Source organism: Sterolibacterium denitrificans (assembly GCF_900174485.1).
Classification (GTDB): Bacteria; Pseudomonadota; Gammaproteobacteria; order Burkholderiales; family Rhodocyclaceae; genus Sterolibacterium; species Sterolibacterium denitrificans.
Genome location: NZ_LT837803.1, coordinates 182,580 through 205,107, shown reverse-complemented (window position 1 = coordinate 205,107; position 22,528 = coordinate 182,580). Strand labels below are relative to the sequence as shown.

The window sequence follows — 22,528 nt, the reverse complement described above, 5'->3', positions numbered from 1 at the left end:
TTCTGTGGATTATTTTGTGGGCAAGTTCATAAGCAAATTCTTGATCTTATGACTTAGGATATAGAGAAAAGCCGGCTATCAGAAAATTTCTTTTATTATCAGGATGATGGCCGACTATTGGAAGCATAGTCTGAAATAATGGCGCAATTCCCGAGCGCTCGGCCACTGTGCATAAGTCGTGGGTAGATGGAAGGCCGCGCCGCTTGCCAACGGCGCGTCGTGTGTTGTGCACTACGCACCGCCTGCGCCACGTATTACGCGCTGCACGCTGCGCCCGCGCGCCTTAGCTGTTCGCGCGGCGCAATTCGCGGCTGTATTCGTGCACGGTATCGACCAGTACCGTGACGTTTTCAGGTGGGGTGAACTGGGAAATGCCGTGTCCCAGATTGAAGACGTGGCCGCCGCCTGGGCCGCCGGCATGGAAGTCGTCCAGCACCTTGCGGGCCTCGCGCGCCACGGCTTCGGGCGTGGCGAACAGCGTCATCGGGTCGAGGTTGCCCTGCAGGGCGACGCGATCCTGCACGCGGCGGCGTACCTCGGCCAGGCTGGCGGTCCAGTCCAGGCCGATGGCATCGCAGCCGATGGCGGCAATGTCTTCGGCCCACAGCGCGCCGCCCTTGGTGAACACGATGCTGGGCACGCGCTGCCCGTCGCGTTCCTTGGTCAGCCCGGCAATGATGCGCTGCAGATAGGCCAGCGAGAATTCGCGATAGGCGCGATGGGGCAGGATGCCGCCCCAGGTGTCGAAGACCATCACCGCCTGCGCGCCGCTGGCGATCTGCGCGTTGAGGTAGTTGATCACCGTCTGCGTCGTCACTTCGAGCACGTGATGCAGCAGGTCGGGGCGATCGAACAGCATGGTCTTGATGCGGCGGAAGTCGTCCGAGGCGCCGCCTTCGATCATGTAGCAGGCCAGCGTGAACGGGCTGCCCGAGAAGCCGATCAGCGGTACCGAGCCGTCCAGCGCGCGGCGGATTTCGGCCACCGCGTCCATCACGTAGCGCAGATGGTCGTAGGGGTCGGGAGTGATCAGGTTGCGGATTTCCCATTCCTCGCGCAGCGGCCGTTCGAATTTCGGTCCCTCACCCTCGATGAAGTACAGTCCCAGGCCCATGGCGTCGGGCACGGTGAGGATGTCGGAGAAGAGGATGGCCGCATCCAGATCGTAGCGCGCCAGCGGCTGCAGCGTGACTTCGCAGGCCATGCCCGGCGACTTGCAGAGATTCAGGAAGTTGCCGGCGCGTTTGCGCGTCTCGCAGTATTCCGGCAGGTAGCGCCCGGCCTGGCGCATCATCCAGAGCGGGGTGTAGTCGACGGGTTCGCGCAGCAGCGCTCGCAGGAAAGTATCGTTCTTGGGGCGGGCCATGGCGACATCCGGAAGCAAGGTGACAAAGCGACAATTATCTCACTTGTACCGGAATCCGGCAGGAGATCGGGTTGCGGGTCGGGGGGCGGGGGGCGCAGGCTGCCGGCTTGCGGTATTCGTTCATTCCTCCACCGGCAGCCGTTCATCGTCGCGGCGTCCGCTGCGCAGGCCGAGATCCTTGAGTTTGCGGTAGAGGTGGGTGCGTTCCAGGCCGGTTCTTTCGGCCAGCCGGGTCATGTTGTTGCCGTCGTTGCGCAGATGGTGTTCGAAGTAGAGCCGCTCGAACGATTCGCGGGCCTCGCGCAGGGGCAGATCCATGAGTTCGGCGGCGATGCCGGTGGCTGGCGCGAGGTTGCCGTAACCCTGGGCGTCGAGCAGACGCACGACGTCTTCCCCGGAGATTTCTTCTTCGAGCGCGGAAAGCGCCAGGGACTTCACCGTGCTTTTCAGCTCTTCGTAACCCTGGGGCCAACTGTGCTGGCGCAGGGCATTCAGCGCCGCCGTGGAGAGGCGCCGGACCGGCACTTCACCGGCTTCTATGGATTGGGTCAGCAGGTGCGCGGCGATTTCGGGAACTTCATCGCGCAGTTCGGCAAGCGTCGGCACGCCCAGCCAGACGCCGAAAATCTGTTTGAGCTGGACATCTTCCCAGCCCTGCAGGGATAGCGCTGCGGCATCCAGCGCGGTGGCGGCGATCAGGCGCAAGTCGTACTTGGCCAGACGTTCCGCGGCAAAGATCAGGTTCTTCTGCTGGAGGCGGCTGAGGCCGCCGAGTTCATCGGCAAACAGCACGCCGCCGCGCGTCCGTTCGAGCATGTCCAGCGTCAGCGGGGCGCTGTCATGGGCCAGATCGAACCAGGGCTTGCCGGGGGAGAGCAGGGTGCGCGCGGCCAGCTCGGCGATTCCGCCGGGTGCCGAACGCAGCATCACGGTGTGGCTGCTGGCCATCACCTGTTCCAGCCGTTTGCGCAGATCGCGCAGGGGCGCCGAGCGGGTGAAGGCCGCCAGCGAGAGGCCGCCTGCCGCCTGCGGCGTGGTTCGGGTCAGTCCTTTCCTGACGGCGGCGAGCAGTTTCTGCAGGGCGATCGGCTTTTCCAGAAAGTCCAGCGCGCCGATGCGCGTGGCTTCGACGGCGGTGTCGATGGTGCCGTGTCCCGACATCATGATCACCGGCATGGTCAATTGTCCGCTGGCCGCCCATTCCTTGAGCAGGGTGATGCCGTCGGTATCGGGCATCCAGATGTCGAGCAGCACCAGATCCGGCCGCGCCGCTTCGCGTGCGGCGCGCGCTGCCGCCGCATTCTCCGCCAGGCGTACGTCATGGCCTTCGTCGGCGAGAATCTCGGAGAGTAGCTCGCGGATGCCAATCTCGTCATCGACTACCAGTATCTGTGCCATATCACTTCCTCATGTTTCCCGTGTTTCCGGTTTGCCGCGACATCTGCGGTCATGCCGCCAGCGGCAGGCGTATCGTCACCTCGGCACCGCTGGGCGAGCGATTGGCGATGCGGATTTCGCCGTGATGCTCGTCGACGATTTTCTTGACGATCGCCAGGCCCAGCCCGGTTCCTCTGGACTTGGTGGTCACGTAAGGCTCGAAGGCATGCGCCAGCACCTGTGGCGGAAAGCCGCTGCCGTTGTCGCTCACGGACAGCGTCACGCCGCTGCCGGCATCGCCATGCGTCGCGATGCGGATGGCCAGTGGCGTTTCCGGCGCGGTCTTGTGCGCTTCCTCTCCGGCTTCCTGGGCATTCTTCAGCAGGTTGTGGATCACCTGGCGCAGTTGCGACGGATCGCCGGCCACATTGGGCAGATTGGCGCCGAGCCGCGTGTCGATGCGCACGCCGGCATTGCCGTAGAGCTCCAGCACGTCGGTGACCAGCGCATTGAGATCGAGCGCCTGCAACTGGGCCGGCGGCATGCGCGCGTAATCGCGGAATTCGTTGACCATGGTCTTCATCGCCTCGACCTGGGTGACGATGGTCTGCGTCGCGCGCTGGAGCATCTGCCGCCCGTCGGCGTCGAGCCGGTCGGCCAGCTTGTGTTGCAGGCGCTCGGCGGAGAGCTGGATCGGGGTCAGCGGATTCTTGATTTCGTGCGCCAGGCGCCGCGCCACCTCGCCCCAGGCGAGCGAACGCTGCGCGGCGATCAGCCGCGTGATGTCATCGAAGACCACCACGTAGCCGCCGCCGCCGGCTTCCGGCAGGGTCGAGCCGCGAATCAGCAGCACCTGGGTCACCATCATGCCGCCGGCTTCGGTGTTGCCGATTTCGAGCTGCTGCTGCCACTCGCGGGGGGCCGATGGCTCGTGATTTTCCGCAGCCGCAAAACCGTTCAGGATGGCTTCCTTGAGTTCCGTGTGGCCGGACCATGCGGCCAAGGGCAGATCATCGACGTCGAGGGCATCGCCGAGAATGGTGCAGGCGCCGCGGTTGTTGGCGCGCAGGACGAAGTTGCGGTCGAAGGCCATGACGCCCGAGGAGAGGTTGGCCAGCACGCTTTCCAGGTAGGCGCTGGCCGCTTCCACCTTGTTGCGGTGGCGTTCGGTTTCCTGGCGGGCTTCGGAAAGCTGGCGGGTCATGCGGTTGAAGGATTGCGTCAGCACGCCGAGTTCGTCATGGGTCGCCAGTTCGGCACGCGGAGTGAAGTCGCCGGCGGCGACCGCCTGCGTGCCTTCGGCAAGAATCAGCAGCGGCGCGGCGATGCGCCGTGCCAGGAAGATGGCCAGGGCAATCGCGGCGAACAAGGCCAGCAGCAGCGTCAGGGTCAGCGTCAGCATGTAGATGCGGCTGAGTCCCTGCCGGCCGAGGGACAGTTCCTGATAGTCGCGATAGGCGGCTTCCACGCTGCTCGCGCTCTGGGCAACCGATGGCGGGACTTCGCGCGTCACCTGGAGAATGCGCGGTTCGAGCGCATTGGCGCTGCTGGTGACCGGCACCAGAATGCGCAGCACCATGCCGTTGCCGGCATCGCCTTCAAGCAGGGAGAGACCGTCGATTTGCCGCGCTTCGCGCAACTGCGCGGCATTCGGCAGACTGGGCAGCAGCCTGTCGGGATCCAGTGCGCTGTGGGACTGCACCTGGCCGGTTGCCGAGAACAGCGTGGCCGTCTGCATGCCGGCCTGTTCGCGCAAACGGTTGAGGCGCACGCCCACGGCGCGCGGATCCTGGATGTCGGCGAGCTGCAGCGCCATGCCATGCGCTTGCTCGTTCAGTTCGGCGAGCTGGCTGTCGAGGACATTGCGCGCCAGCGACAGGCCGCCTTCGAGCGCGCGGTCGACGCGCACGTCGAACCACGAGTCGATGCTGCTGACGACGAACTGCATCGAGACGCCATACACCAGTGCGCCGGGCAGCACGGCCATCAGCGCGAGCATCAGCAGCAGCCGCGACTTGAGGCGCGAGCCGAACACGCCCTGGCGATATTCGCGGCGCAGGCCGAGCAACTGGATCAGCACGGCGACCACCAGCGCAACCACCAGCACGACATTGAGGCCCAGCAGCAGCGGATAGTTGTGGGCGAACAGCGCGGTATTCGAGCTGGCCGAAGTCAGCAGAAACAGCAGTATCGTGCTGACGATGGAAATCAGCATGGCGGCGATGATGGCGGGCTTGTTCAGCTTCGTCATCATCAGCGGTTCTCCCGGTCGCCGGCGCTGCCTGCGACAAACTGCCAGCGCAGGATTTTTGCATCGACGGTCCAGTCCTTGTTGGCGATGGCGTCGAGCTGCAGGGGTTTGGGCAACTGCTGGCGATCGAGCGACAGACGCAAGGCCGCCTGATACGGCTCACCGGGTTTGAGCGCGCTGCGCTCGGCCACCGGCAACGCGGCAGTGCGGCCCATGACGCGCAGCGCGTCGGCCAGCTTGGCAAAGTCCTGGCTCAGGCCGCTGGCGCTCGACAGACGGTATTGGCGCGATAGCGGCACATAGGCCAGGCGATAGGTCAGCGTGCGTCCGGCAATGTGTTCACCCGGCCAGAACCAGCGGTTGCGGGTGATTTCGAGTTCGAGCTGGAAATACAGCGGCACGCCGCGAGTGACGATTTCTTCGAGATGCGGGCCGAGATCGACGTTGAATTCCGCGCTGAGCACGTAGGCTTCTTCGTTGAGCGTCAGCCGCGCCGAGGTGGCCTCGATGCTGCCTGCCCAGGCTGGGCTGCAGAGCCCCGGCAGACAGAGCAAAAACGCCACGACCCATGTGCGCCAGCGCCGGGACATGCGGTCAAGGTTGTTTTTGCAAAAGGGCATAGAAGAAACCGTCGTGTTCTGCCTGGGGCGTCAATTGCAGGCAAAGGCTGGCAGCGCTGCCGGCGTGACATGGTACGGATGCTGCATCGACGATCTTCTGCGCCAGCGGCAAACACCGTGCATCGGCATGGCGGTGCAGAAAAGCGTCGATCTGCGCGCCATTCTCCTGCGGGAACAGCGAACAGGTGCAGTAGAGCATTTTGCCACCGGGTGCGAGTACATGCCACAAGGCATCGAGGATCTCGCGCTGCGTGCGCGCGAAGCCCGCAATGTCCTTTTCGCGGCGCAGCCATTTGATGTCGGGGTGGCGGCGCACCACGCCGGAGGCCGAACAGGGAACGTCGGCAAGTATGCGGTCGAACGGCCGGACATTTTGGCCGTCGTCGATGCGGGCAATCTGGCGGCAATCGGCGACCTGCACCCGGGCCTGCAGTCCCAGGCGCCGCAGATTTTCTTCGATGCGCGCGGCACGCGACGTTTCGGCATCCAGGGCGAGCAGTTCGACATCGGCGAGTTCCAGGATATGCGTGGTCTTGCCGCCGGGCGCAGCACAGGCATCCAGCACGCGTTGGCCGTCATGTACGTCGAGCAGCCGGGCGGCCTGCTGGGCGCCCCAGTCCTGCACCGAGACGCGGCCGTCGAAGAAGCCCGGCAGTCGTTCCACGGCAACCGGCCGCGCGAGCAGCAGGGCGGCGTCATCCAGCAGGGTCGCGCCGATGCCGTTGGCGGCCAGTTCCTCGCGATAGTCGGCGGCCTTGCCGTGCCGGCGATTGACGCGCAATGTCATCGGCGGATGCGTATTGCCGCTGGCGAGGATTTCCTGCCAGTGGGCGGGATAGGCCAGACGCAGTTTGTCGATCCACCACGGCGGATGTTGATGTCGTGCCACCGGATCGGCGGCGGCAGCGGCGAGCAGCGCGGCGTCCTGGCGCAGCCGGTTGCGCAGCACGGCATTGGCGAGCGCCTTGAATTGACCGCGGCCGATTTGTGCCACGGCGTCGACTGCCTGATCGACCGTGGTATGCACATCCGCCGGCCGCGCCTCGATGCGATACAGGGCCGCCAGCAGCAGGGCGCGCAGCAGGGGCTTGTCGCCCGAGTCATCGAGCGGGGTGCGCAACAGCCGGTCGAGCAGAAAATCGCCGCGTCCATACTGGCGCAGCGCGCCATAGGCCAGATCCTGGATGGCGCCGCGCTGTGCCGGCAGGGGCGCATGCAACTGCCAGCAGGCGGCCAGCGCGGTATCGAGGTTGCGGCCGGCGATGACCTGACGGACGACCTCGGCCGCGCGCAGCAGGGCAAAGGCCAGCGCGTCGCCGGCCGGGACGGGGCGTTGGTGTCCCATCGCTTTATGCCGTATCGGGCACGACCGGAAAGATCGCTTGCCGCCGCGCTACAGCGCGGCTTCGATGGCGGCAATCAATTGCGCATCGCCGGGGGCGACATCCGGCGCGAAGCGCGCCAGCACGCGCCCGTCGCGGCCGACGAGAAATTTTTCGAAATTCCAGGTGATGTCGCTTTCATGCGGCGGCAGCAGATTCTTCTGCGCCAGCCGTTCGCGCAGATCGCCGCCGCCCGTGGCTTGCGGCTGGGCGGCAATCAGCGCGGCATACAGCGGATGGCGCGGTGCGCTGTTGGCGTTCAGCTTGGCGAACAGCGGAAAGCTCACGCCATAGTTGGTCGAGCAGAAGGACTGGATTTCCTCGGCACTGCCCGGCTCCTGGCCGAGAAAATCGTTGCAGGGAAAGCCCAGCACCTGCAGGCCGCGCCCATGGTACTGCCGGTACAGCGCTTCCAGCCCCTCGTACTGCGGCGTCAGACCACAGCGTGAGGCGACATTGACGATCAGCAGGACTTGTCCCTTGAAGCTTGCCAGGGTCAGCGGGCTGCCGTCCAGCAGTTGCAGGGGGATGTCGTAGAGCGCGGCTTGCGTGTTGCCGGCGGGGGCGGCAGGGGCGGCAGAATCGGTCATGGTGGAAGACTCCGGATGATGGAAGTCCGATTCTAAAGAAAGCTCGCACCAACAGCGATCGAATCGGGTATTTCCGGCAGCGGCAGCCGGCCCGTTCGACATGCCGGGTTCGTTCGGCCGCCCTGCGGCTATGCGTCTGTGCGCTTTTCGTGGAGAATCCGGAATCACCAAGCTCACTCGTTTTCCCCGTTTCATTTGTCTGCAAGAGAGCCGCTCCCGCCGTGACCGAAATCACCTCATCCCTGGCCCAACGCCTGCTGCGCGACTGTCGCGAGTTGCTCGAGCGCGATCTTGGCGAGTGGCTGGATGAACTCGGTCCGCAGGTGGCGGAAAAACTGCAGGAGCTTGCCGACAATACGCGCGAACTCGACAAGCGCACCGAGTATCTGCGTCTGCGTGACGAGGTGCAGTTGTTCTGGGACAAACTGACCACGGCATTTCGCGGCCGGCTGGCCTGGGCGCTGGAACACGTCGCGCCGCCCGCAGCGGCCGCTGCCGCGGCTGGCGATGATGCGCAGCCACTGGCCCTGGTTGACGACCAGGAACTGACGGAGCGCATCGTCACCCGCGAATTCATTGCCCGTCTGAGCGAATCCTGCAGCGAAGAAATGTATGCGCTCGACCGGCGTGTCGCCCTGTTGGTCGGCCAGGAGGAAATGGAGCGCTGCGGCAACCGTTTCGGGCCGCAGGCGATTTGCGCTGCGGCGCAGGCCGGTTGCGAGGCCATGCTGGCGGATCCGGCGGCGCGCACCTTGCTGTTGCGTCAACTGGAGCGGGCGCTGCACGGCGAACTGCCGTTGCTCTATCGCGCGCTCAATGAAGTCCTGATCGGCGCGGGCATCCTGCCGGAATTCAAACGCAGCTATCGCCATGCCACGGTCGGCAGCAGCGCTGCAGCGGATGCCGGCAATATTCTCGATACCCTGCAGCGCCTTGCCCGGGCGCGTCTGCCGGGGCTGGTGGCCGGCGTCGGGAGCGGATCGGCCGCCCTGGCCGGCGGCATGGGCGCCGATGTGGCCGGCACTCTGGGCGCTGCCATGCCGCTGTCGGCCGGTAGTCCCGGTGTCGGAGCAGGAACCGCCGCGCCCCTGCTGCCGCCGGGAACGATCGCCGTCAGCGCCGATTTCCTGGCATCGCTGCAGGCGCTGCAGATGGCAACGCCGGAGGACGGAGCGGGAACGGGAACAGGAACGGAACCGCTGACCAATGTCGTGCGTCTGGCGCGCGCCAGCGCCGCCGCGCAGCAGGCCGCACCGCTCGATAGCATCACCATGGACATCGTCGCGACGTTGTTCGACCTGATCTTCGATGACGACAAGGTGCCCGAAGCCGTCAAGGGACTGGTCAGCCGCTTGCAGATTCCGGTGCTCAAGGTGGCGTTGCTCGACCAGAAGTTCTTCGCCGATCGCGGGCATCCGGCGCGGCGTTTCCTCGACAGCATTTCCGGCATCGCCATCCGCTGGGGCGGGACGATCGATATGGGCGATCCGTTCTACGGCAAGCTGTCGGAACTCATCGGGCGCATCCAGAACAATTTTGATCAGGATGTCGCCGTGTTCGGCACGGCGGTTGCCGAGCTGTCCGCCTTCGTCAATGAATGCGAGGCGCTGGAGGAGGAGACCAGCAACAGCGTGGTCGAAGCCGTGCAACGGCGGGAGGCGGCGCAGCAGCGCCGGCTCGCCCGTGAGGCGGCGGCCAGCCAGGCGGCCGAGCGCGTGCTGGCGCAGGTAATCACGAAGAAAACGCCCCTGCCGATCGAGCAGTTTCTGCGCGGGCAGTGGCGCGCCGTGCTGGAACATATCGGTACGGCGGATGGTGCCGATGGCGGCATCGACAGCCCGTCGTTCCAGGCAGCGGAACGCGTTGCCGAGGAACTGGCCTGGAGCGTCACGCCGAAACGCTCGACGGAAGACAGGCAGCGCTTCACGGCCTTGCTGCCGAAACTCCTGCCGGCCCTGCATCAGGGGCTGGATCGCATCGGCATCGGCGCCGATGCGCGCAAGCCGTTGTTCGATGCGCTGATCACGCTGCATGCGGCGGCGCTGCATGCCGATCGGCGGGCGCTGAGAAAAGCGCCGGCGCTGGAAGCGGAGGCGGTGGCCGACGAGGCGTCGACGGATGCGGCAAGCGTTACGCTGCAGGTGACGCATCTGGTCGAGAACGGCATCCAGATCGAGGACGTTGCGCTCGTCGAGCCCGCATCGGCGCTCGACAGCAGCCTGCCGGGCAATCCCTGGTTGCGCCGCGTGAGACAGATGGTGCGCGGCGATTGGGTCGAGTTCATCGACGCCGATGCGAGCGGGCGCGACGGGAGCGAGGAAAGTGATGGATGCGAGGGAACTTCAGGCGCGGCGCGGCGCGAGCGCCTGACCTGGCTGAGTCCGCAGCGCACGGTGTACATCTTCAGCAATCACGCCACGAATTGCGCCATTTCGATCACGCCCGAAGCCCTGGCGCATCGTTTGCAGAATGCGACGGCACGTCTGGTCGAGCATGAAACGCCGTTGTTCGAGCGGGCGCTGGATGGCGCCATCAAGGCGCTCGATCAGGCTGTCCAGGAATAGAAAAAGGGCAGCACAACGAAAATCGCCGCGCCAGAATGATCCGGCGCGGCGGTTTTTCGTTGCTTCGTTTCCGGCCGCGAGAAAAACTCGGCGACCCAGCGGCGTCAGATCACGCGATCGGCACGCAGCTTGTCGAAGAGCTGCTGCGCCACCTCGGCCGGCGAGCCGCTGAGGAATTCGCAGTTGCCCTGGACTTCGGGGACGAACTGGCGGGTCAGAACGACATTGGGCTGCAGTTCGCCGGCAGACAGGTTCAGTGAAGCCAGGCTGATTTCGGTCGGCGTCATCTTGCGCGCGGCCATCTTGGCCTTGGCGCTGGGAAAGCGCGGCGTGCCGAGTTCGTTGCTGACGGTGACGACGGCCGGCAGGGCGCCTTCGACGATCTCATCGCCGTCCGGCGTGGCGCGGGTGACTTTCAGCGTCGTGCCGTTGAGCGCGACCTCACGCGCCAGCGGCGCAATCGCCAGGTTCAGCTTTTCGCCGAGCAGGATCGGCACCACGCCCTGGTCGTCGTCGGAAGCCTGGCGGCCGCAGAGGATCAGGTCGGCGCCGCCGCTGCTGTTGACGTAGGTGGCGAGGATGTTGGCGATGACCTGGCCATCGAGCTCCTTGCCTTCCGGGTCGATGGCGACGATTTCATCGGCGCCGAGGGCGGCGCAATGCTTGAGCAGATCCTTGAGGTCGGTGCCGATCGAGACGGCGGTGATCCTGCAATCGATGCCGGCATCGCGCAGGCGCAGCGCGGCTTCCATCGCCTGCTCGTCGAAGCCGTTGATCAGGCGCGGCACGGCGGCGACGTCGGGCGTCTTGCCGTCGGCGGCCATCTTCAGCTTGCCGGCCAGCGCATAGTTGTTGACGGCGCTCGGATCGAGCACTTCCTTGACGCAAACCACGATACGCATGTTTTCACTCCCTGGCCCATAACAAGAGGGGGGCCGCAAATCACTTGTTAATCGATCCGTCATTCCCGCGAAGGCGGGAATCCAGAAGGTGCCGACTCATGGATTCCCACCTTCGCGGGAATGACGGTGTCTTGAGTCGCCAGTCTCGCTAATCGGCCATGAACAGGCTGTCGGCATCGCACCAGACGGCCTCATGCACATAGCCTTCCGGCTTCTTCGTCAGCTCGGCCAGCAGATACCAGCGCCAGGCGTATTTGCCATAGTCGCGGTAATGGCCGGTCAGCGTGCCGGCAAAATCCTGGCGGCCGGCGTACCTGGTGCCGACGATGGGCGCGCCGCCGTCGCATTCGGCGCGCCGACCCTGCATTTCGGGAGCGAAGCCGCTCTCGTAGGGCAGGGCCGTGCCGGACTCAGGCACTGGCGAAACGATCGAAGACATCGAGCGCTTCCTCGACGATGTCGGAAAGGATCTGCCGCGCCGGCTTCATTTCCTTGACGTAATGGATGCCCTGGCCGGCGGCCTCGGTCATCAGATCCTTGCGCTGGTAGTCGAGCGAACCCTGGATGTAGTTCGACGACAGCATCATCTGCAATGGCGGCTTCAGCGGCTCGGGCGCGCCCGGCGCCAGCCACTCGTCGTGCCACGGGCAGCGCGTGGTGCGCATGGTGTAGCCGGAAATGCAGTTGGAGTACATGGTGTCGTCGGTCTCGGCTTCGATCAGGCGCTCCTTGAGCGGCAGATTGACGTCGGATTCGCGCGAGGCCAGCCACAGCGAGCCGGTCCACACGCCCGCGGCGCCGAGCGCCAGGGCGGCAGCGAGGTGACGGCCGGTGGTCACGCCACCGGCGGCGAGCACGGGGATGCCGGCGGCGCGCGCGGCGTCGACGACCTGCGGGACGATCGAGAAGGTGCCGATGTTGCCGGTGTGGCCGGCGGCGTCATAGCCCTGGGCGATGATCACGTCGGTGCCGGCCTCGATCTGCTTCTTGGCCTGGCGCGGCTTGCCGACGAGGCCCCAGACCTGCATGCCGAGTTCATGGGCGCGCTTGAGGATGAAGGCGGGCGAGCCGAGGCCGGAGGCGAAGACGGGCACGCGCTCGTCGAAAATCACTTCCAGTTGGGCCAGGGCGCGCTTCTGGTCGAGGCCGCCCCACTGGTGCAGGTTCGGCGCGACCTTGGGATCGGGCACGTTGTACTTCTGCTTGATGTACTGCTCGAAATCGCGGTGGGACTGCGGGATCATCGCCAGCAGTTCCTCGACGGTCTTTTCTTCGGGTACGGAAGCCGGCAATACCAGGTCGATGCCGAAAGGCTTGCCGTCGATGCGGTCGCGGATCCACTTGATGTCGGCAGCGATTTCATCGGGGGTGTGCATCGCCTCGCCGAGCACGGCGAAACCGCCGGCGTTGATGACCGCCACGGCGACGTCCTTGCAGTGGGTGAAGGCGACGACGGGATACTCGATGCCGAGTTTTTCGCACAACTGGGTATGCAGGGGACCGCTCATATACAACTCCTTGGGAATAACGGGTTACTCTGGCTGCGTGCTCCGGACGCTCCCGTGCCAACCCTGGCGGGCCGGACTCGAACGACCGCATATCAAACGGCTTAATCTAACTTTTCCCCACTTTAAAATAAACCCCCTGCGGTCGCGCCGGCGATAAGTTGGCCCGAAATGAGACTCTGTAGGCCGGATCAGAATGGGGCGCGCTTGCCTTAGTCTCGATGCGGTTTTACACTGCCGAGTCCCGCGCCGGCCGTTCGTGGCCGGCGCTCGTGCGCTGATATCTGGCCATGCTCGTCCGAATGTCGCCAGTATCGCCTGCATGTTGCCAGGCCTCAGGCTGGATCGACCAACCTCACTGGAAATCACCATGAAATCGGCTGCTTTCGCATATCACTCACCGCAGACGCTGGAGGCTGCCGTGAGTCTCCTCGGCACCCTGGAAGACGAAGGTGTCGACGTCAAGATCCTGGCTGGCGGCCAGAGCCTGACGCCCATGCTGGCATTGCGCGTCGCCCGCCCCGAAGCCCTCATCGATCTCGGCCGCATCAAGGCACTCGACTACATTCGCGAAGAAGGCAAGGTGATTGCCATCGGCGCGATGACCAGCAAGCATGCGGCCGGCGTCTCCGAACTGATCAAGGCCAGACAGCGGTTGTTCCACGATGCCACGCAACTGGTCGGTCACCGCCAGATCCGCAATCGCGGTTCGGTCGGCGGCTCCTTCGCCCATGCCGATCCGGCCTCTGAATATCCGGCCGTGGCCCTGGTGCTCGATATGGAATTCAAGGCCGTCGGTCCGGAGGGCGAGCGTCTGATTCCGGCGGAGGAATTCTTCGTCACCTACATGACCACCAGCCTGGAGACCAACGAAATCCTGACCGAAGTGCGCATGCCGACCCTGCCCGTCGGCGCCGGTTGGGCGATCCGCGAGGAAGCGCGGCGCCACGGCGACCTGGCCCTGGCCGGCGTCTGCCTGACCCTGCAGAAATCGGGCGCCGTGATCAGCGAGGCGAAAATCGCCGCCTTCGGCGTCAATCCGACGGCCGTGCGTCTGGAAGCGGCCGAAGCGGCGCTGCAGGGCCAGGCGCCGACGGCGGAAAACTTTGCCCGCGCTGCGGCGGCCGGCGCTGCGGCGCTGGAAGAGCCGATGAGTTGCATTCATGCCTCGAGCGAATACCGTCGCGCGCTGGTTCGTGCGCTGACCGAGCGCTGCCTGGCCGAAGCCGCCGCGCGTGCTGTCTGAGCCGCAAGATTGCGAGATAGAGAAAGGTAACCCGATGACCACCCAACACAAGATCAGCCTGTCGGTGAATGGCGTGCGCTACGAACGTGAAGTCGAGCCGCGTCTGACGCTGGCCGATTTCCTGCGCCACGAACTCAACCTGGGCGGTACCCACGTCGGCTGCGAACACGGTATTTGCGGCGTGTGCACCATCCTGATCAACGGCGCTTCGGCGCGCGCCTGCCTGACTTTCGCGGTGCAGGCCGACGGCACCGAAATCACTACCGTGGAAGGCCTGCGCAATGCCCGGACCGGCGAGCTGCATCCGATCCAGAATGCCTTCATCGAGGCCCATGGCCTGCAATGCGGCTTCTGTACGCCCGGCTTCATGATGACCACGCTGGAACTGCTGCGCGAGAATCCGAACCCTTCCGAGGAGGAAATCAAGGACGCGCTGGGCGGCAACCTGTGTCGCTGCACCGGCTATCAGCAGATCGTCGAGTCGGTGAAGCTGGCCGCCAGCAAGCTGCGTGAAGCCGGCAACGCCGCGCAGAGCGCCTGAGGGGGAGCAGACATGAGCCATGCCATCCCCACCCTGCCCGAACAACTGCCGACCAGCAACGTCCGCTACGTCGGCAAGGAAGTCAAGCGCGTCGAGGATCCCTCGCTGGTCACCGGCACCGCCGAGTTCATCGACAACGTCACGTTGCCCGGCATGCTGCATGCGGCGATCCTGCGCAGCCCGCATCCGCATGCGCGCATCGTCTCCATCAACACCGCTGCGGCCGAAGCGCTGCCCGGCGTGCATGTCGTGCTCACCGGCGTCGACGTCAAGGCCTGGTCGAATCCCTGCACCACCGCGCCGGAAGGCTGGGGCAACTACTGCATGGCGGTGGACAAGGTGCGTTTCGTCGGCGAACCCGTCGCTGCCGTGGCCGCCGATAGCCGTTACCTGGCCGAGGATGCGCTGGAGCTGATCGAGGTCGAATACGAACTTCTGCCAGCGCTGCCGACGCCCAGCGCAGCGATGGCGCCGGATGCGCCGGTGATTTTCGAGCAGCACGGCACCAACGTCATCCAGCACAAGAACTTCGTCTGGGGCGAGGTCGACCCTCTGTTCGCCGAAGCCGATCATGTCATCCGCGACAGCTTCCGCTGGAACCGCTGCGGCGCCAATCCGACCGAGACCTTCGGCTGCATCTCGACCTGGGATGTGGTGAATCACGAGCTCACCTGCCGCGGTGCCTACCAGGCGCCGCGCTTCTTCGCCCTCGGCCGCTCGGCCGTGCTCAACCTGCTGCCCAACAAGGTCAAGCTGATCAGCCACCCGCAAGGCGGCGGCTTCGGCGGCAAGGGCGGGCCGCGCGCCACCGACATCACCGCCCTGCTGTCGCGCAAGGCCAACGGTCGGCCGGTCAAATACACCGAAGACCGCATGGAGTACCTGCTGGCCGGCGGCAGCCAGTCCTGGGATCGCTATTACGACGCCGAACTGGCGGTGAAGGCCGATGGCACCGTCACCGGTTTCCGCGTCAAGCTGATCGACGATCAGGGCGCGGGCTGCGAAGGCTACGGCACCATTTCGGTGGCCAAGCCGATCGCCGCGTTCACCGGCCCCTATCGCATCCAGGCGGCGTCCTACGACACCACCATCGTCGCCACCAATCGCGCGCCGACCTATCCTTATCGCGGTTACGGCCCGCCGCCGCACTTCTTCGTGCTTGAATCGCTGATGGACATGGCTGCCCGCAAGCTGGGCATGGATCCGGCCGAACTGCGCCGCAGGAACTACATCCGCCCCGAGCAGTTTCCCTACACCATCCCCAGCGGCAACGAGTACGACAGCGGCAACTACGAGGCCGTCCTCGACAAGCTGCTCGACATGGCCGACTACCGGAAGATGCGTGAGGAGCAGGCCGCTGCACGCGCCGCCGGGAGGCTGGTCGGCATCGGCGTGGTCAGCACCGTCGAGCCGGGCGTGTTCGACTGGAACGTGTATTCCGCCGTCGGCGTGCCGGGTGTAGGCGTGCCGGAAGGCGCGCGCGTGGCCGTCGATGTGTTCGGCGGCATCACCGTCATCGTCGGCTTCAATCTGCAGGGCCAGGGCCAATACACCGTGGCGGCACAGGTCGTCGCCGATTACTTCGGCGTCGACATGAGCATGGTCAAGGTGACCATGGCCTCGACCGATGTCGCGCCGCCGCACTTCGGCCCGGGCGGCAGCCGTCTGGGCGTGGCGATCACCGGCGCCATCCTCGGCGCCTGCGAAAAGCTGCGCGGCATCTTCTCCCAGGTCGTCGCCGGCCTGATGCAGACCACGCCCGATCAGGTCGAGCTGATGGACGGCCGCCTGCGTCTCAAGGCGATGCCCGAAGCCGGCATGACGCTGGCCGAAGTCGCCGGCACCATGCTGTTCAGGAGCGACCTGCTGCCGCCGGGCATCGAGCCCTGCCCCGAGGCGACCTCGGTGTGGACCGCGCCCAACCGCAACATGCCGGACGATCAGGCGCGCTGCCGCAGTTACCTGACGGCCGCCAATGCCGCCCATGTGGCGATGATCGAGATCGACCGCCAGACCGGCCGCACCAGTATCCTCAAGTACTTCATCGTCGACGACTGCGGCACGCGCCTCAACCCGGCCAACGTCGAAGGCCAGATCCAGGGCGGGGTGGCTCAGGGCGTTGGCGCTGCGCTGTTCGAGGAATACGTCTACAACGACGAGGCGCAGCCGCTGGTGTCGACCTTCGTCGACTACCTGATGCCCACCATCCACGAAGTGCCGATGACCGAAAAGGGGGAAGTGTGCACCCCTTCGCCGGTCGCGCCGCTGGGTGCCAAGGGCTGCGGCGAGGGCGCGATCCACACCACGCCGGCCGCGTTGATGTGCGCCATCAACGATGCGCTTTCGCCGCTGGATTTGAAGATTCACGAGACGCCGGCTTCGCCGCATCGCCTGTGGAAGCTGCTGCAGCAGGCGAAGTAAGGTTGCAGTCATGTAACGCCCGTCATTCCCGCGAAGGCGGGAATCCATGAACGTGTGGATTCCGGCCTTCGCGGGAATGGCGTGTCCAGCCCCTAGCTCCTGATCCCGAGGTACTCCATGGCATTGCGCGTCGAAACCGCCCTGATGGGGCCCGATACCGATCAATACGCCGGTCAAGGCCAGAATCGCCCGACGCTGGCGCGCATCGCCGAACTGGCGCGACAGATGGAAGACATCGGCTACGATGGCCTGACCACGCCGGAGTCCGGCCACGATCCCTTCCTGCCGCTGATGATCGCCGCCGAACATACGCAGCGGGTGCGTTTGGGCACCAACATCGCCGTGGCCTTTCCGCGCAGTCCGATGGTCACCGCCCAGCTCGCCTGGGATCTGGCCAACTACACCGGCGGCCGGTTCACGCTGGGTCTGGGCAGCCAGGTCAAGGGCCACAACGAGCGCCGCTACAGCACCGCCTGGCCCAGCCCGCCGGGGCCGCGCATGCGCGAATATTTCCTCTGCCTGCAGGCGATATTCAAGAGCTTCCAGAACCCGGACAGCCCGACCTATTTCGAAGGTGAGCATTACCGCTTCACCATGCTGCCGCCTTTCTTCAATCCCGGCCCGATCGAATTCCCCGACGTGCCGCTCTACGCCGCCGCCGCCAATCCCTATATGGCGCGTCTGTCCGGCGAGTTGTGCGCCGGTCTGCGCCTGCATCCCATCGCCACCTTCCGCTACACGCGCGAGGTGATCCTGCCGGCGGTGGCCGAAGGCGCCCAGCGCGGCGGCCGCGATGCCGCCGCCTTCGACCTGATCGGCGCGCCGTTCATGGCCGTCGGCAAGAACGAGGAAGAAGTCGAAAAAGCCAAGAACGCCTTGCGCAAGCAGATCGCTTTCTACGCATCCACCCGCTCCTACCACACCGTTCTCGATCATCACGGCTGGGATGGCCTGGGCATGAAGCTGCACGGCCTGTCGGTTGCCAACAAGTGGGCGGAAATGCCCGCCCTGATCACCGACGACATGCTGGAAGAATGGGCGGTTATCAGCACTTACGACAAGCTGGTCGACACCATCCGCGCCAAGTGCGCCGGCGCCTTCGACACTGTGACCTTCGTGTTGCTGGGCGAGACGCGCGACGACCTCGACATGCAGCGGGAAATCGTGGCGAAACTGCATCAGGATTAAGGTATCGTTACGATAGTGCCCAAGTGGCTGTTTGTTGAACGAAAGGAGCAATCATGGGCAAGCGTGAAATCATCGACATGGCATTGCAGCTCAAGGCAGAAGATCGCTACGAGATTGCTGAATCGATCATGCAAAGCCTGGACAAATCCGACCCGGAAATCGAACAGGCATGGGCGGAGGAAGCACACCGGCGCGCTTGCGCCTGCGATGACGGCCTAATGAAATTGCTACCCGCTGAGGATATTCTTGGCGACGACTAACCGCGTACTGCGAATTCGCTTCGCCGAGTTCGCTGCGCATGAACTGAGCGATGCGTGCGATTGGTACGAGCACCAGCAGCCCGGACTGGGTTTGCGATTCAAGCGCGACATGAGGGATGCCGTGGCCCGCATCGCCCGAAATCCAACCTTGTTTCCTATCGAACTCGACGATGTACGACGCTATGTGATGGCCCGGTTTCCCTATGCACTGCGTCATGTGCTGCGTGGGAGCGAAGTCTGGATCGTGGCCGTATCCCATCAGCACAGGCGGCCGGATTACTGGATCGAGCGCATCGAAAAATCCTAGAGAACGTGTCACGCAGCAAACCCACGTAAATCGAACCACGACTGAACGAAAGACTCTTCATCATGAGCCAACCTGACTTCTCACTAGGCCCGTTGGCCGGCCTGCGCGTCCTCGACCTGTCCACCATGCTGGCCGGCCCCTATGGCGCCACCCTGCTCGGCGACATGGGGGCGGACGTCATCAAGATCGAATCGCACTACGGCGACGAGAGCCGCCACCTGGGTCCGAAGCGCGGCGACCAGCGCGGGCCGTATCTGAGCCTGAACCGCAGCAAGCGCGCCATGGTGCTCGACCTGCAGCAGCCGGAAGCGCAGGAAGTCTTCGCCAAAATGGCCGCCACTGCCGACATCGTCGTGGTGAATGTGCGCGAACCGGCGATGAGCAAGCTGGGCATCAACTACGAGCAGATCAAGAAGCACAAACCGGACATCATCTGGATCTGGGTGACCTCCTTCGGCGCCGACGGCCCCTATGCCGGCCGGCCGGGCATCGACTTCCTCGCCCAGGGCTATACCGGCGTGTTGAGCCTCAACGGTGAGCCCAAGGGTGCGCCGGTGCGCACCGGCTTCCCGGCGGTGGATGTGATGACTTCGCTCTTGGTGGCGAATGCCGCGCTGGCGGCCCTGCGCGTACGCGATGCCACCGGCGAAGGCCAGCGCATCGACGTGTCGTTGCTCGATACCCTGATGCACGCCCAGGCCAGCTCCATCGGCGGTTATCTGGCGACCGGCGAAGTTCCCGTACGTACCGGCAATCGCAGCCTCTACTTCGCGCCGTCGGGCGTCTATCCGACCAAGGATGGCAAATACGTGGTCATTACCACGCCGGGCGAGAAATTCTTCGGCAACATCTGCCGCGCGCTGGGCACCGACTGGGATCAGGATCCGCGTTTCTGCAACATCGACCAGCGCCTGAAGAACGAGGACGAACTCGACCGCGTGATCTCCGAAGGCACGCGCAAGTTCACGCGCGAGGAACTCGTCGAGAAACTGATCGCCGCCGATGTGCTCACCGCGCCGATCAACGAAGTCGAGGATGTCGTCAAGGATCCGCAGATCCTGCACAACAAGATGATCGTCAGCACCCGGCATCCGACCCTGGGCGAGCTCAAGGTCACGGGCGTGCCGGTGCATTTCCATGGCACGCCGGTCAGCGTGAAGAAGCATCCGCCGCTGCAGGGTGAGCATACCCGCGAGCTGCTGGCCGAACTCGGCTATGGCAAGGACGAGATCGACCATCTGATCAGCAAGGGCCTCGCCGCCGATTACGCCGAATTGCTGCGGTTGCGCGAGGCGCGCCGGGCGAAGAAGGCGCAGGGCTGAACCCGTCCGAAGCAAGTAACCCCAACCGGAGGCCGGATGTCCATCTCCTCAACCCAAGCCCGGCAGCCCGGCGCCTATGCCTGGTACGTTCTCTCGCTGCTGTCGATCACCTATATCTTCAACTTCATCGATCGGCAGATCCTGGCGATGCTGATCGAGCCGATCAAGCAGGAGTTCGGCGTTTCCGACACGGCGATGGGCTTCCTTTCCGGATTCGCTTTCGTCTTCTTCTACACCATCGTCGGCATACCCATTGCACGCTGGGCCGATCGCGGTTCGCGCAAGGTGATCATCACCCTGGCGGTGACCATCTGGAGCGGGATGACCGCCGCCTGCGGCCTGGCGCGCAATTTTGCCGAGCTGGCACTGCTGCGGGTGCTGGTGGGCGTGGGAGAAGCGGGCGGCAGCCCGCCGTCGCATTCCCTGATCTCGGATTATTTCCCGCCAAAAAAGCGCGCCACGGCGCTGTCGATGTATGCCGCCGGCGTCTATATCGGCTCCGCGCTGGCGTTCCTCGCCGGCGGCTACCTGCTGAAGAACTATGATTGGCGCATGGCTTTTTTCATTGTCGGTCTGCCCGGCCTGATACTGGCGGTGCTGGTTGGCCTGACGGTGAAGGAAGTGCCGCGCGGCTATTCCGAACGTCGCGAATGCGGCGAACACCCTTCGGAAACCCCCCCGTCTGTTCCGGCCACGTCACCTGCGCCGCAGGCGACGCTGGCCGAAGTGCTGGCTTTTCTCCGCTCGCGCCGCGCTTTCGTGTTCGTTGCTTTCGCCTCGTCGGTGCAATCGCTGGCCGGCTATGCGATCCTGACCTGGGGCCCGGCCTTTCTTGGCCGCGTGCATCACATGTCCTTTGTCGAGATCGGCCTGCACCTGGGCTGGACCATCGGCATTGCCGGCTGTCTTGGCGCCTGGCTCGGCGGTCATCTGGCCGATCGCTTCGGCGCGCGCGATACGCGCTGGTACATGCGCCTGCCGGCCATGCAATCGATCACGGCCGTGCCTTTCCTGGTCGGCTTCGTCCTCTTGCAGGACAAGCAGCAGGCACTGCTGTGCTTCATTCCGTTCTACACGCTGGGGGCCATGTACGTCGGGCCGATGTTCTCGGTGGTGCAGGGGGTCACGCCGCCGCACATGCGGGCAACGGCGGCGGCCATCCTGCTGTTCGTCGTGAACATGATCGGTTCCGGCCTCGGGCCGCTGTCGATCGGCCTGCTCAACGATCATGTCTTCGGCCCCATTTATGGCGCCGAGGCCATTCGCTATTCGATGCTGGTGATGGGCCTGCTCGGTGGTTTCGCCAGCCTGCTGTTCTGGCAGGCGGCGAAGAGCTTGCGCGAGGAAATGGCGATGGGCTAACTTGCCCCACGGCAAGCTCCAAATTACCTTAACTGCCTTCGCTTACTGCTTGACTGAAAAAGTGTTTTACAACACACTTCCACCCCATGAGTAATGGCCTTGCCCTGCTGGAAAAGAAGCTCGAGCAGTTTCTCGCCTACTGCGAGAGCCTGCGCGCGGAGAATCGCGCGCTGCGTTCGCGCGTGGCCAAAATGGAAGAAGAGCGCCAGACCTTGATTGCCAAAATCGAATCGACGCGCAGCCGTCTCGAAACCCTGATGGAAAAAATCCCCGCCGACGCCGAGTGATTCGCATCATGAGCAGCCATTCCACCATCGACATCTCCCTGCTGGGCCGCGAATATCGCGTTGCCTGCGCGCCCGAGGAGCGCGACTCGCTGCTGGCCGCGGTCGCTCATGTCGAGGCGAAAATGAACGACATCGCCACCCGTACCAAGGGCGGCGGCGAGCGTCTGGCGGTGATGACGGCGCTGAACCTGGCGCACGAACTGCTGAGCAGGGACAAGGCGCTCGCGGCGGCCAAGGTCGACTCTGGCGTTGGTTCCCCGGAGATGTCCGCCGGCCTTGCGGAGAATGGCAGCGTCAGTTTTGACAGCCCCGGAATTGTGCGTAGAATCGACGCCATGGTCGCGCGTCTGGATGCCGTGCTGAATCAGCAGGAAAGTCTGCTGTAACAACTGCTCCTGGCGCGCGCGCAGTCATCCCCTGCGGTGTTCGCCAAGGTCATGGAATCCTTGAACCAATATTCTTTGCATCTGGCTGGTAACCGCAACGTCGCCGTTGTGAGCCTCCTTCACGGAGGCACCTGAAGCGACAGGAAGCTGGCCGCTCTGAACCGCAGGTTCAGGATGCCGGCCTAGCGGCACAGGCGGGGGACCTTCTTCTCGGCGGCACGGAAGTTCGGAAAGTCCGGACTGCCGTGCCGCCGTGTTTCATGCGGCAAGTTCAGTAACTCAGGCTGTCGTAAGCCTGCTCGCGTCCGACCAGCGTCAGGCTGACCTGATTGGGCGCGCAGATGGCGATGGCGTTGGCGCGCGTCAGCCAGCCCTGGCGCACGCAATACTGGCGCGGTCCGGGGTCGGACAGCACGCGGGCGCGGCCGGGCTGAATCTCGATCACCGTGATGCCGAGCGGGCCGCTGACTTCGTAATGCCGTGCCGCATCGATTCCCAGTTCGGCGACGATCTGCCCATTGCTGCGCACGACTGCTTTCTGCACCGCGCCGCCACGCCACAATAGCGGCAGCAAGGCCGCGCAGCAGGCGGCCGCGAGCAGCAGTACCAGCCAGTCGCCCGGCTTCAGCAGGTGCAGTCGATTCCTCATCC

Annotated in this window: 21 protein-coding genes and 1 other RNA gene; 12 read left to right on the top strand and 10 right to left on the bottom strand. The window is 64.7% G+C overall.

Annotated features, from left to right (window positions below; all coding sequences use genetic code 11):
• Positions 1–283: 283 nt before the first annotated feature.
• The 6 genes from hemE to SDENCHOL_RS00900 form a co-directional block, all read right to left on the bottom strand.
• Positions 284–1,366: a uroporphyrinogen decarboxylase gene (gene hemE / locus SDENCHOL_RS00925; protein ID WP_067171205.1), complete on the bottom strand. Its 1,083-nt coding sequence runs from the start codon at positions 1,364–1,366 to the stop codon at positions 284–286.
• A gap of 120 nt (positions 1,367–1,486) precedes the next feature.
• Entirely contained in the window at positions 1,487–2,764 is a 1,278-nt protein-coding gene (locus tag SDENCHOL_RS00920) for a sigma-54-dependent transcriptional regulator (protein ID WP_154715706.1), read from the bottom strand.
• 49 nt (positions 2,765–2,813) lie between these two features.
• Positions 2,814–4,997 (bottom strand): sensor histidine kinase, encoded by a 2,184-nt coding sequence (locus SDENCHOL_RS00915; protein ID WP_330219153.1) that lies wholly within the window; start codon positions 4,995–4,997, stop codon positions 2,814–2,816.
• A complete protein-coding gene (locus tag SDENCHOL_RS00910) occupies positions 4,997–5,584 on the bottom strand; it encodes a DUF4390 domain-containing protein (protein WP_083522915.1) in 588 nt (195 codons plus the stop codon). Before SDENCHOL_RS00910 ends, SDENCHOL_RS00915 begins: the two co-directional genes overlap by 1 nt.
• A gap of 4 nt (positions 5,585–5,588) precedes the next feature.
• Positions 5,589–6,959 carry a 16S rRNA (cytosine(967)-C(5))-methyltransferase RsmB gene (rsmB, locus tag SDENCHOL_RS00905; RefSeq protein ID WP_154715705.1) on the bottom strand — a complete coding sequence of 457 codons (1,371 nt, stop codon included), beginning with the start codon at positions 6,957–6,959 and terminating at the stop codon, positions 5,589–5,591.
• A gap of 48 nt (positions 6,960–7,007) precedes the next feature.
• Positions 7,008–7,586, bottom strand: coding sequence for a glutathione peroxidase (locus SDENCHOL_RS00900; protein ID WP_067171214.1), 579 nt, complete (start codon positions 7,584–7,586; stop codon positions 7,008–7,010).
• 221 nt (positions 7,587–7,807) lie between these two features.
• Between SDENCHOL_RS00900 and SDENCHOL_RS00895 the strand changes: the two genes are divergently transcribed.
• A complete protein-coding gene (locus tag SDENCHOL_RS00895; RefSeq protein ID WP_067171216.1) occupies positions 7,808–10,150 on the top strand; it encodes a DUF1631 family protein in 2,343 nt (780 codons plus the stop codon).
• Positions 10,151–10,254: 104 nt separating this feature from the next.
• On the opposite strand, the gene SDENCHOL_RS00890 is transcribed toward SDENCHOL_RS00895, so the two are convergent.
• From SDENCHOL_RS00890 to SDENCHOL_RS00880, 3 genes are all read right to left on the bottom strand, one after another.
• On the bottom strand, positions 10,255–11,052 hold the full coding sequence (locus SDENCHOL_RS00890) for an electron transfer flavoprotein subunit beta/FixA family protein (RefSeq protein ID WP_067171219.1): 798 nt from the start codon (positions 11,050–11,052) through the stop codon (positions 10,255–10,257).
• A 148-nt stretch (positions 11,053–11,200) separates the two neighbouring features.
• The gene (locus SDENCHOL_RS00885) at positions 11,201–11,491 is read right to left on the bottom strand and encodes a hypothetical protein (protein ID WP_067171223.1); all 291 of its coding nucleotides are present in this window, start codon (positions 11,489–11,491) and stop codon (positions 11,201–11,203) included.
• Positions 11,463–12,560, bottom strand: a complete 1,098-nt coding sequence (locus SDENCHOL_RS00880; protein WP_067171226.1) for a nitronate monooxygenase — start codon at positions 12,558–12,560, stop codon at positions 11,463–11,465. Before SDENCHOL_RS00880 ends, SDENCHOL_RS00885 begins: the two co-directional genes overlap by 29 nt.
• 367 nt (positions 12,561–12,927) lie before the next feature.
• Here SDENCHOL_RS00880 and SDENCHOL_RS00875 point away from each other — a divergent pair, with 367 nt between their 5' ends.
• The 11 genes from SDENCHOL_RS00875 to ssrS all read left to right on the top strand — a co-directional run bounded on the left by SDENCHOL_RS00875 (position 12,928) and on the right by ssrS (position 22,082).
• Entirely contained in the window at positions 12,928–13,803 is an 876-nt protein-coding gene (locus tag SDENCHOL_RS00875; RefSeq protein WP_067171229.1) for an FAD binding domain-containing protein, read from the top strand.
• Positions 13,804–13,837: 34 nt separating this feature from the next.
• Positions 13,838–14,344, top strand: a complete 507-nt coding sequence (locus SDENCHOL_RS00870; protein WP_067171231.1) for a (2Fe-2S)-binding protein — start codon at positions 13,838–13,840, stop codon at positions 14,342–14,344.
• A gap of 12 nt (positions 14,345–14,356) precedes the next feature.
• Positions 14,357–16,765: a xanthine dehydrogenase family protein molybdopterin-binding subunit gene (locus tag SDENCHOL_RS00865; RefSeq protein WP_067171234.1), complete on the top strand. Its 2,409-nt coding sequence runs from the start codon at positions 14,357–14,359 to the stop codon at positions 16,763–16,765.
• 117 nt (positions 16,766–16,882) lie between these two features.
• Entirely contained in the window at positions 16,883–17,953 is a 1,071-nt protein-coding gene (locus tag SDENCHOL_RS00860; protein ID WP_067171237.1) for a TIGR03617 family F420-dependent LLM class oxidoreductase, read from the top strand.
• Positions 17,954–18,006: 53 nt separating this feature from the next.
• Positions 18,007–18,213, top strand: a complete 207-nt coding sequence (locus tag SDENCHOL_RS00855) for an addiction module protein (protein WP_067171240.1) — start codon at positions 18,007–18,009, stop codon at positions 18,211–18,213.
• Positions 18,200–18,520, top strand: a complete 321-nt coding sequence (locus SDENCHOL_RS00850) for a type II toxin-antitoxin system RelE/ParE family toxin (RefSeq protein WP_067171242.1) — start codon at positions 18,200–18,202, stop codon at positions 18,518–18,520. Before SDENCHOL_RS00855 ends, SDENCHOL_RS00850 begins: the two co-directional genes overlap by 14 nt.
• A gap of 62 nt (positions 18,521–18,582) precedes the next feature.
• Positions 18,583–19,842, top strand: a complete 1,260-nt coding sequence (locus tag SDENCHOL_RS00845) for a CaiB/BaiF CoA transferase family protein (RefSeq protein ID WP_083522909.1) — start codon at positions 18,583–18,585, stop codon at positions 19,840–19,842.
• A gap of 36 nt (positions 19,843–19,878) precedes the next feature.
• A complete protein-coding gene (locus SDENCHOL_RS00840) occupies positions 19,879–21,204 on the top strand; it encodes a spinster family MFS transporter (protein ID WP_067171249.1) in 1,326 nt (441 codons plus the stop codon).
• 86 nt (positions 21,205–21,290) lie between these two features.
• A complete protein-coding gene (locus SDENCHOL_RS00835; protein WP_067171253.1) occupies positions 21,291–21,491 on the top strand; it encodes a hypothetical protein in 201 nt (66 codons plus the stop codon).
• Between the two features lie 8 nt (positions 21,492–21,499).
• Positions 21,500–21,877 (top strand): cell division protein ZapA, encoded by a 378-nt coding sequence (locus SDENCHOL_RS00830; RefSeq protein WP_067171355.1) that lies wholly within the window; start codon positions 21,500–21,502, stop codon positions 21,875–21,877.
• A gap of 25 nt (positions 21,878–21,902) precedes the next feature.
• Positions 21,903–22,082, top strand: a non-coding RNA gene (gene ssrS / locus SDENCHOL_RS00825) — 6S RNA.
• 66 nt (positions 22,083–22,148) lie between these two features.
• Here ssrS and SDENCHOL_RS00820 read toward each other — a convergent pair.
• The gene (locus SDENCHOL_RS00820; protein WP_067171256.1) at positions 22,149–22,526 is read right to left on the bottom strand and encodes a NusG domain II-containing protein; all 378 of its coding nucleotides are present in this window, start codon (positions 22,524–22,526) and stop codon (positions 22,149–22,151) included.
• Positions 22,527–22,528: the final 2 nt, after the last annotated feature.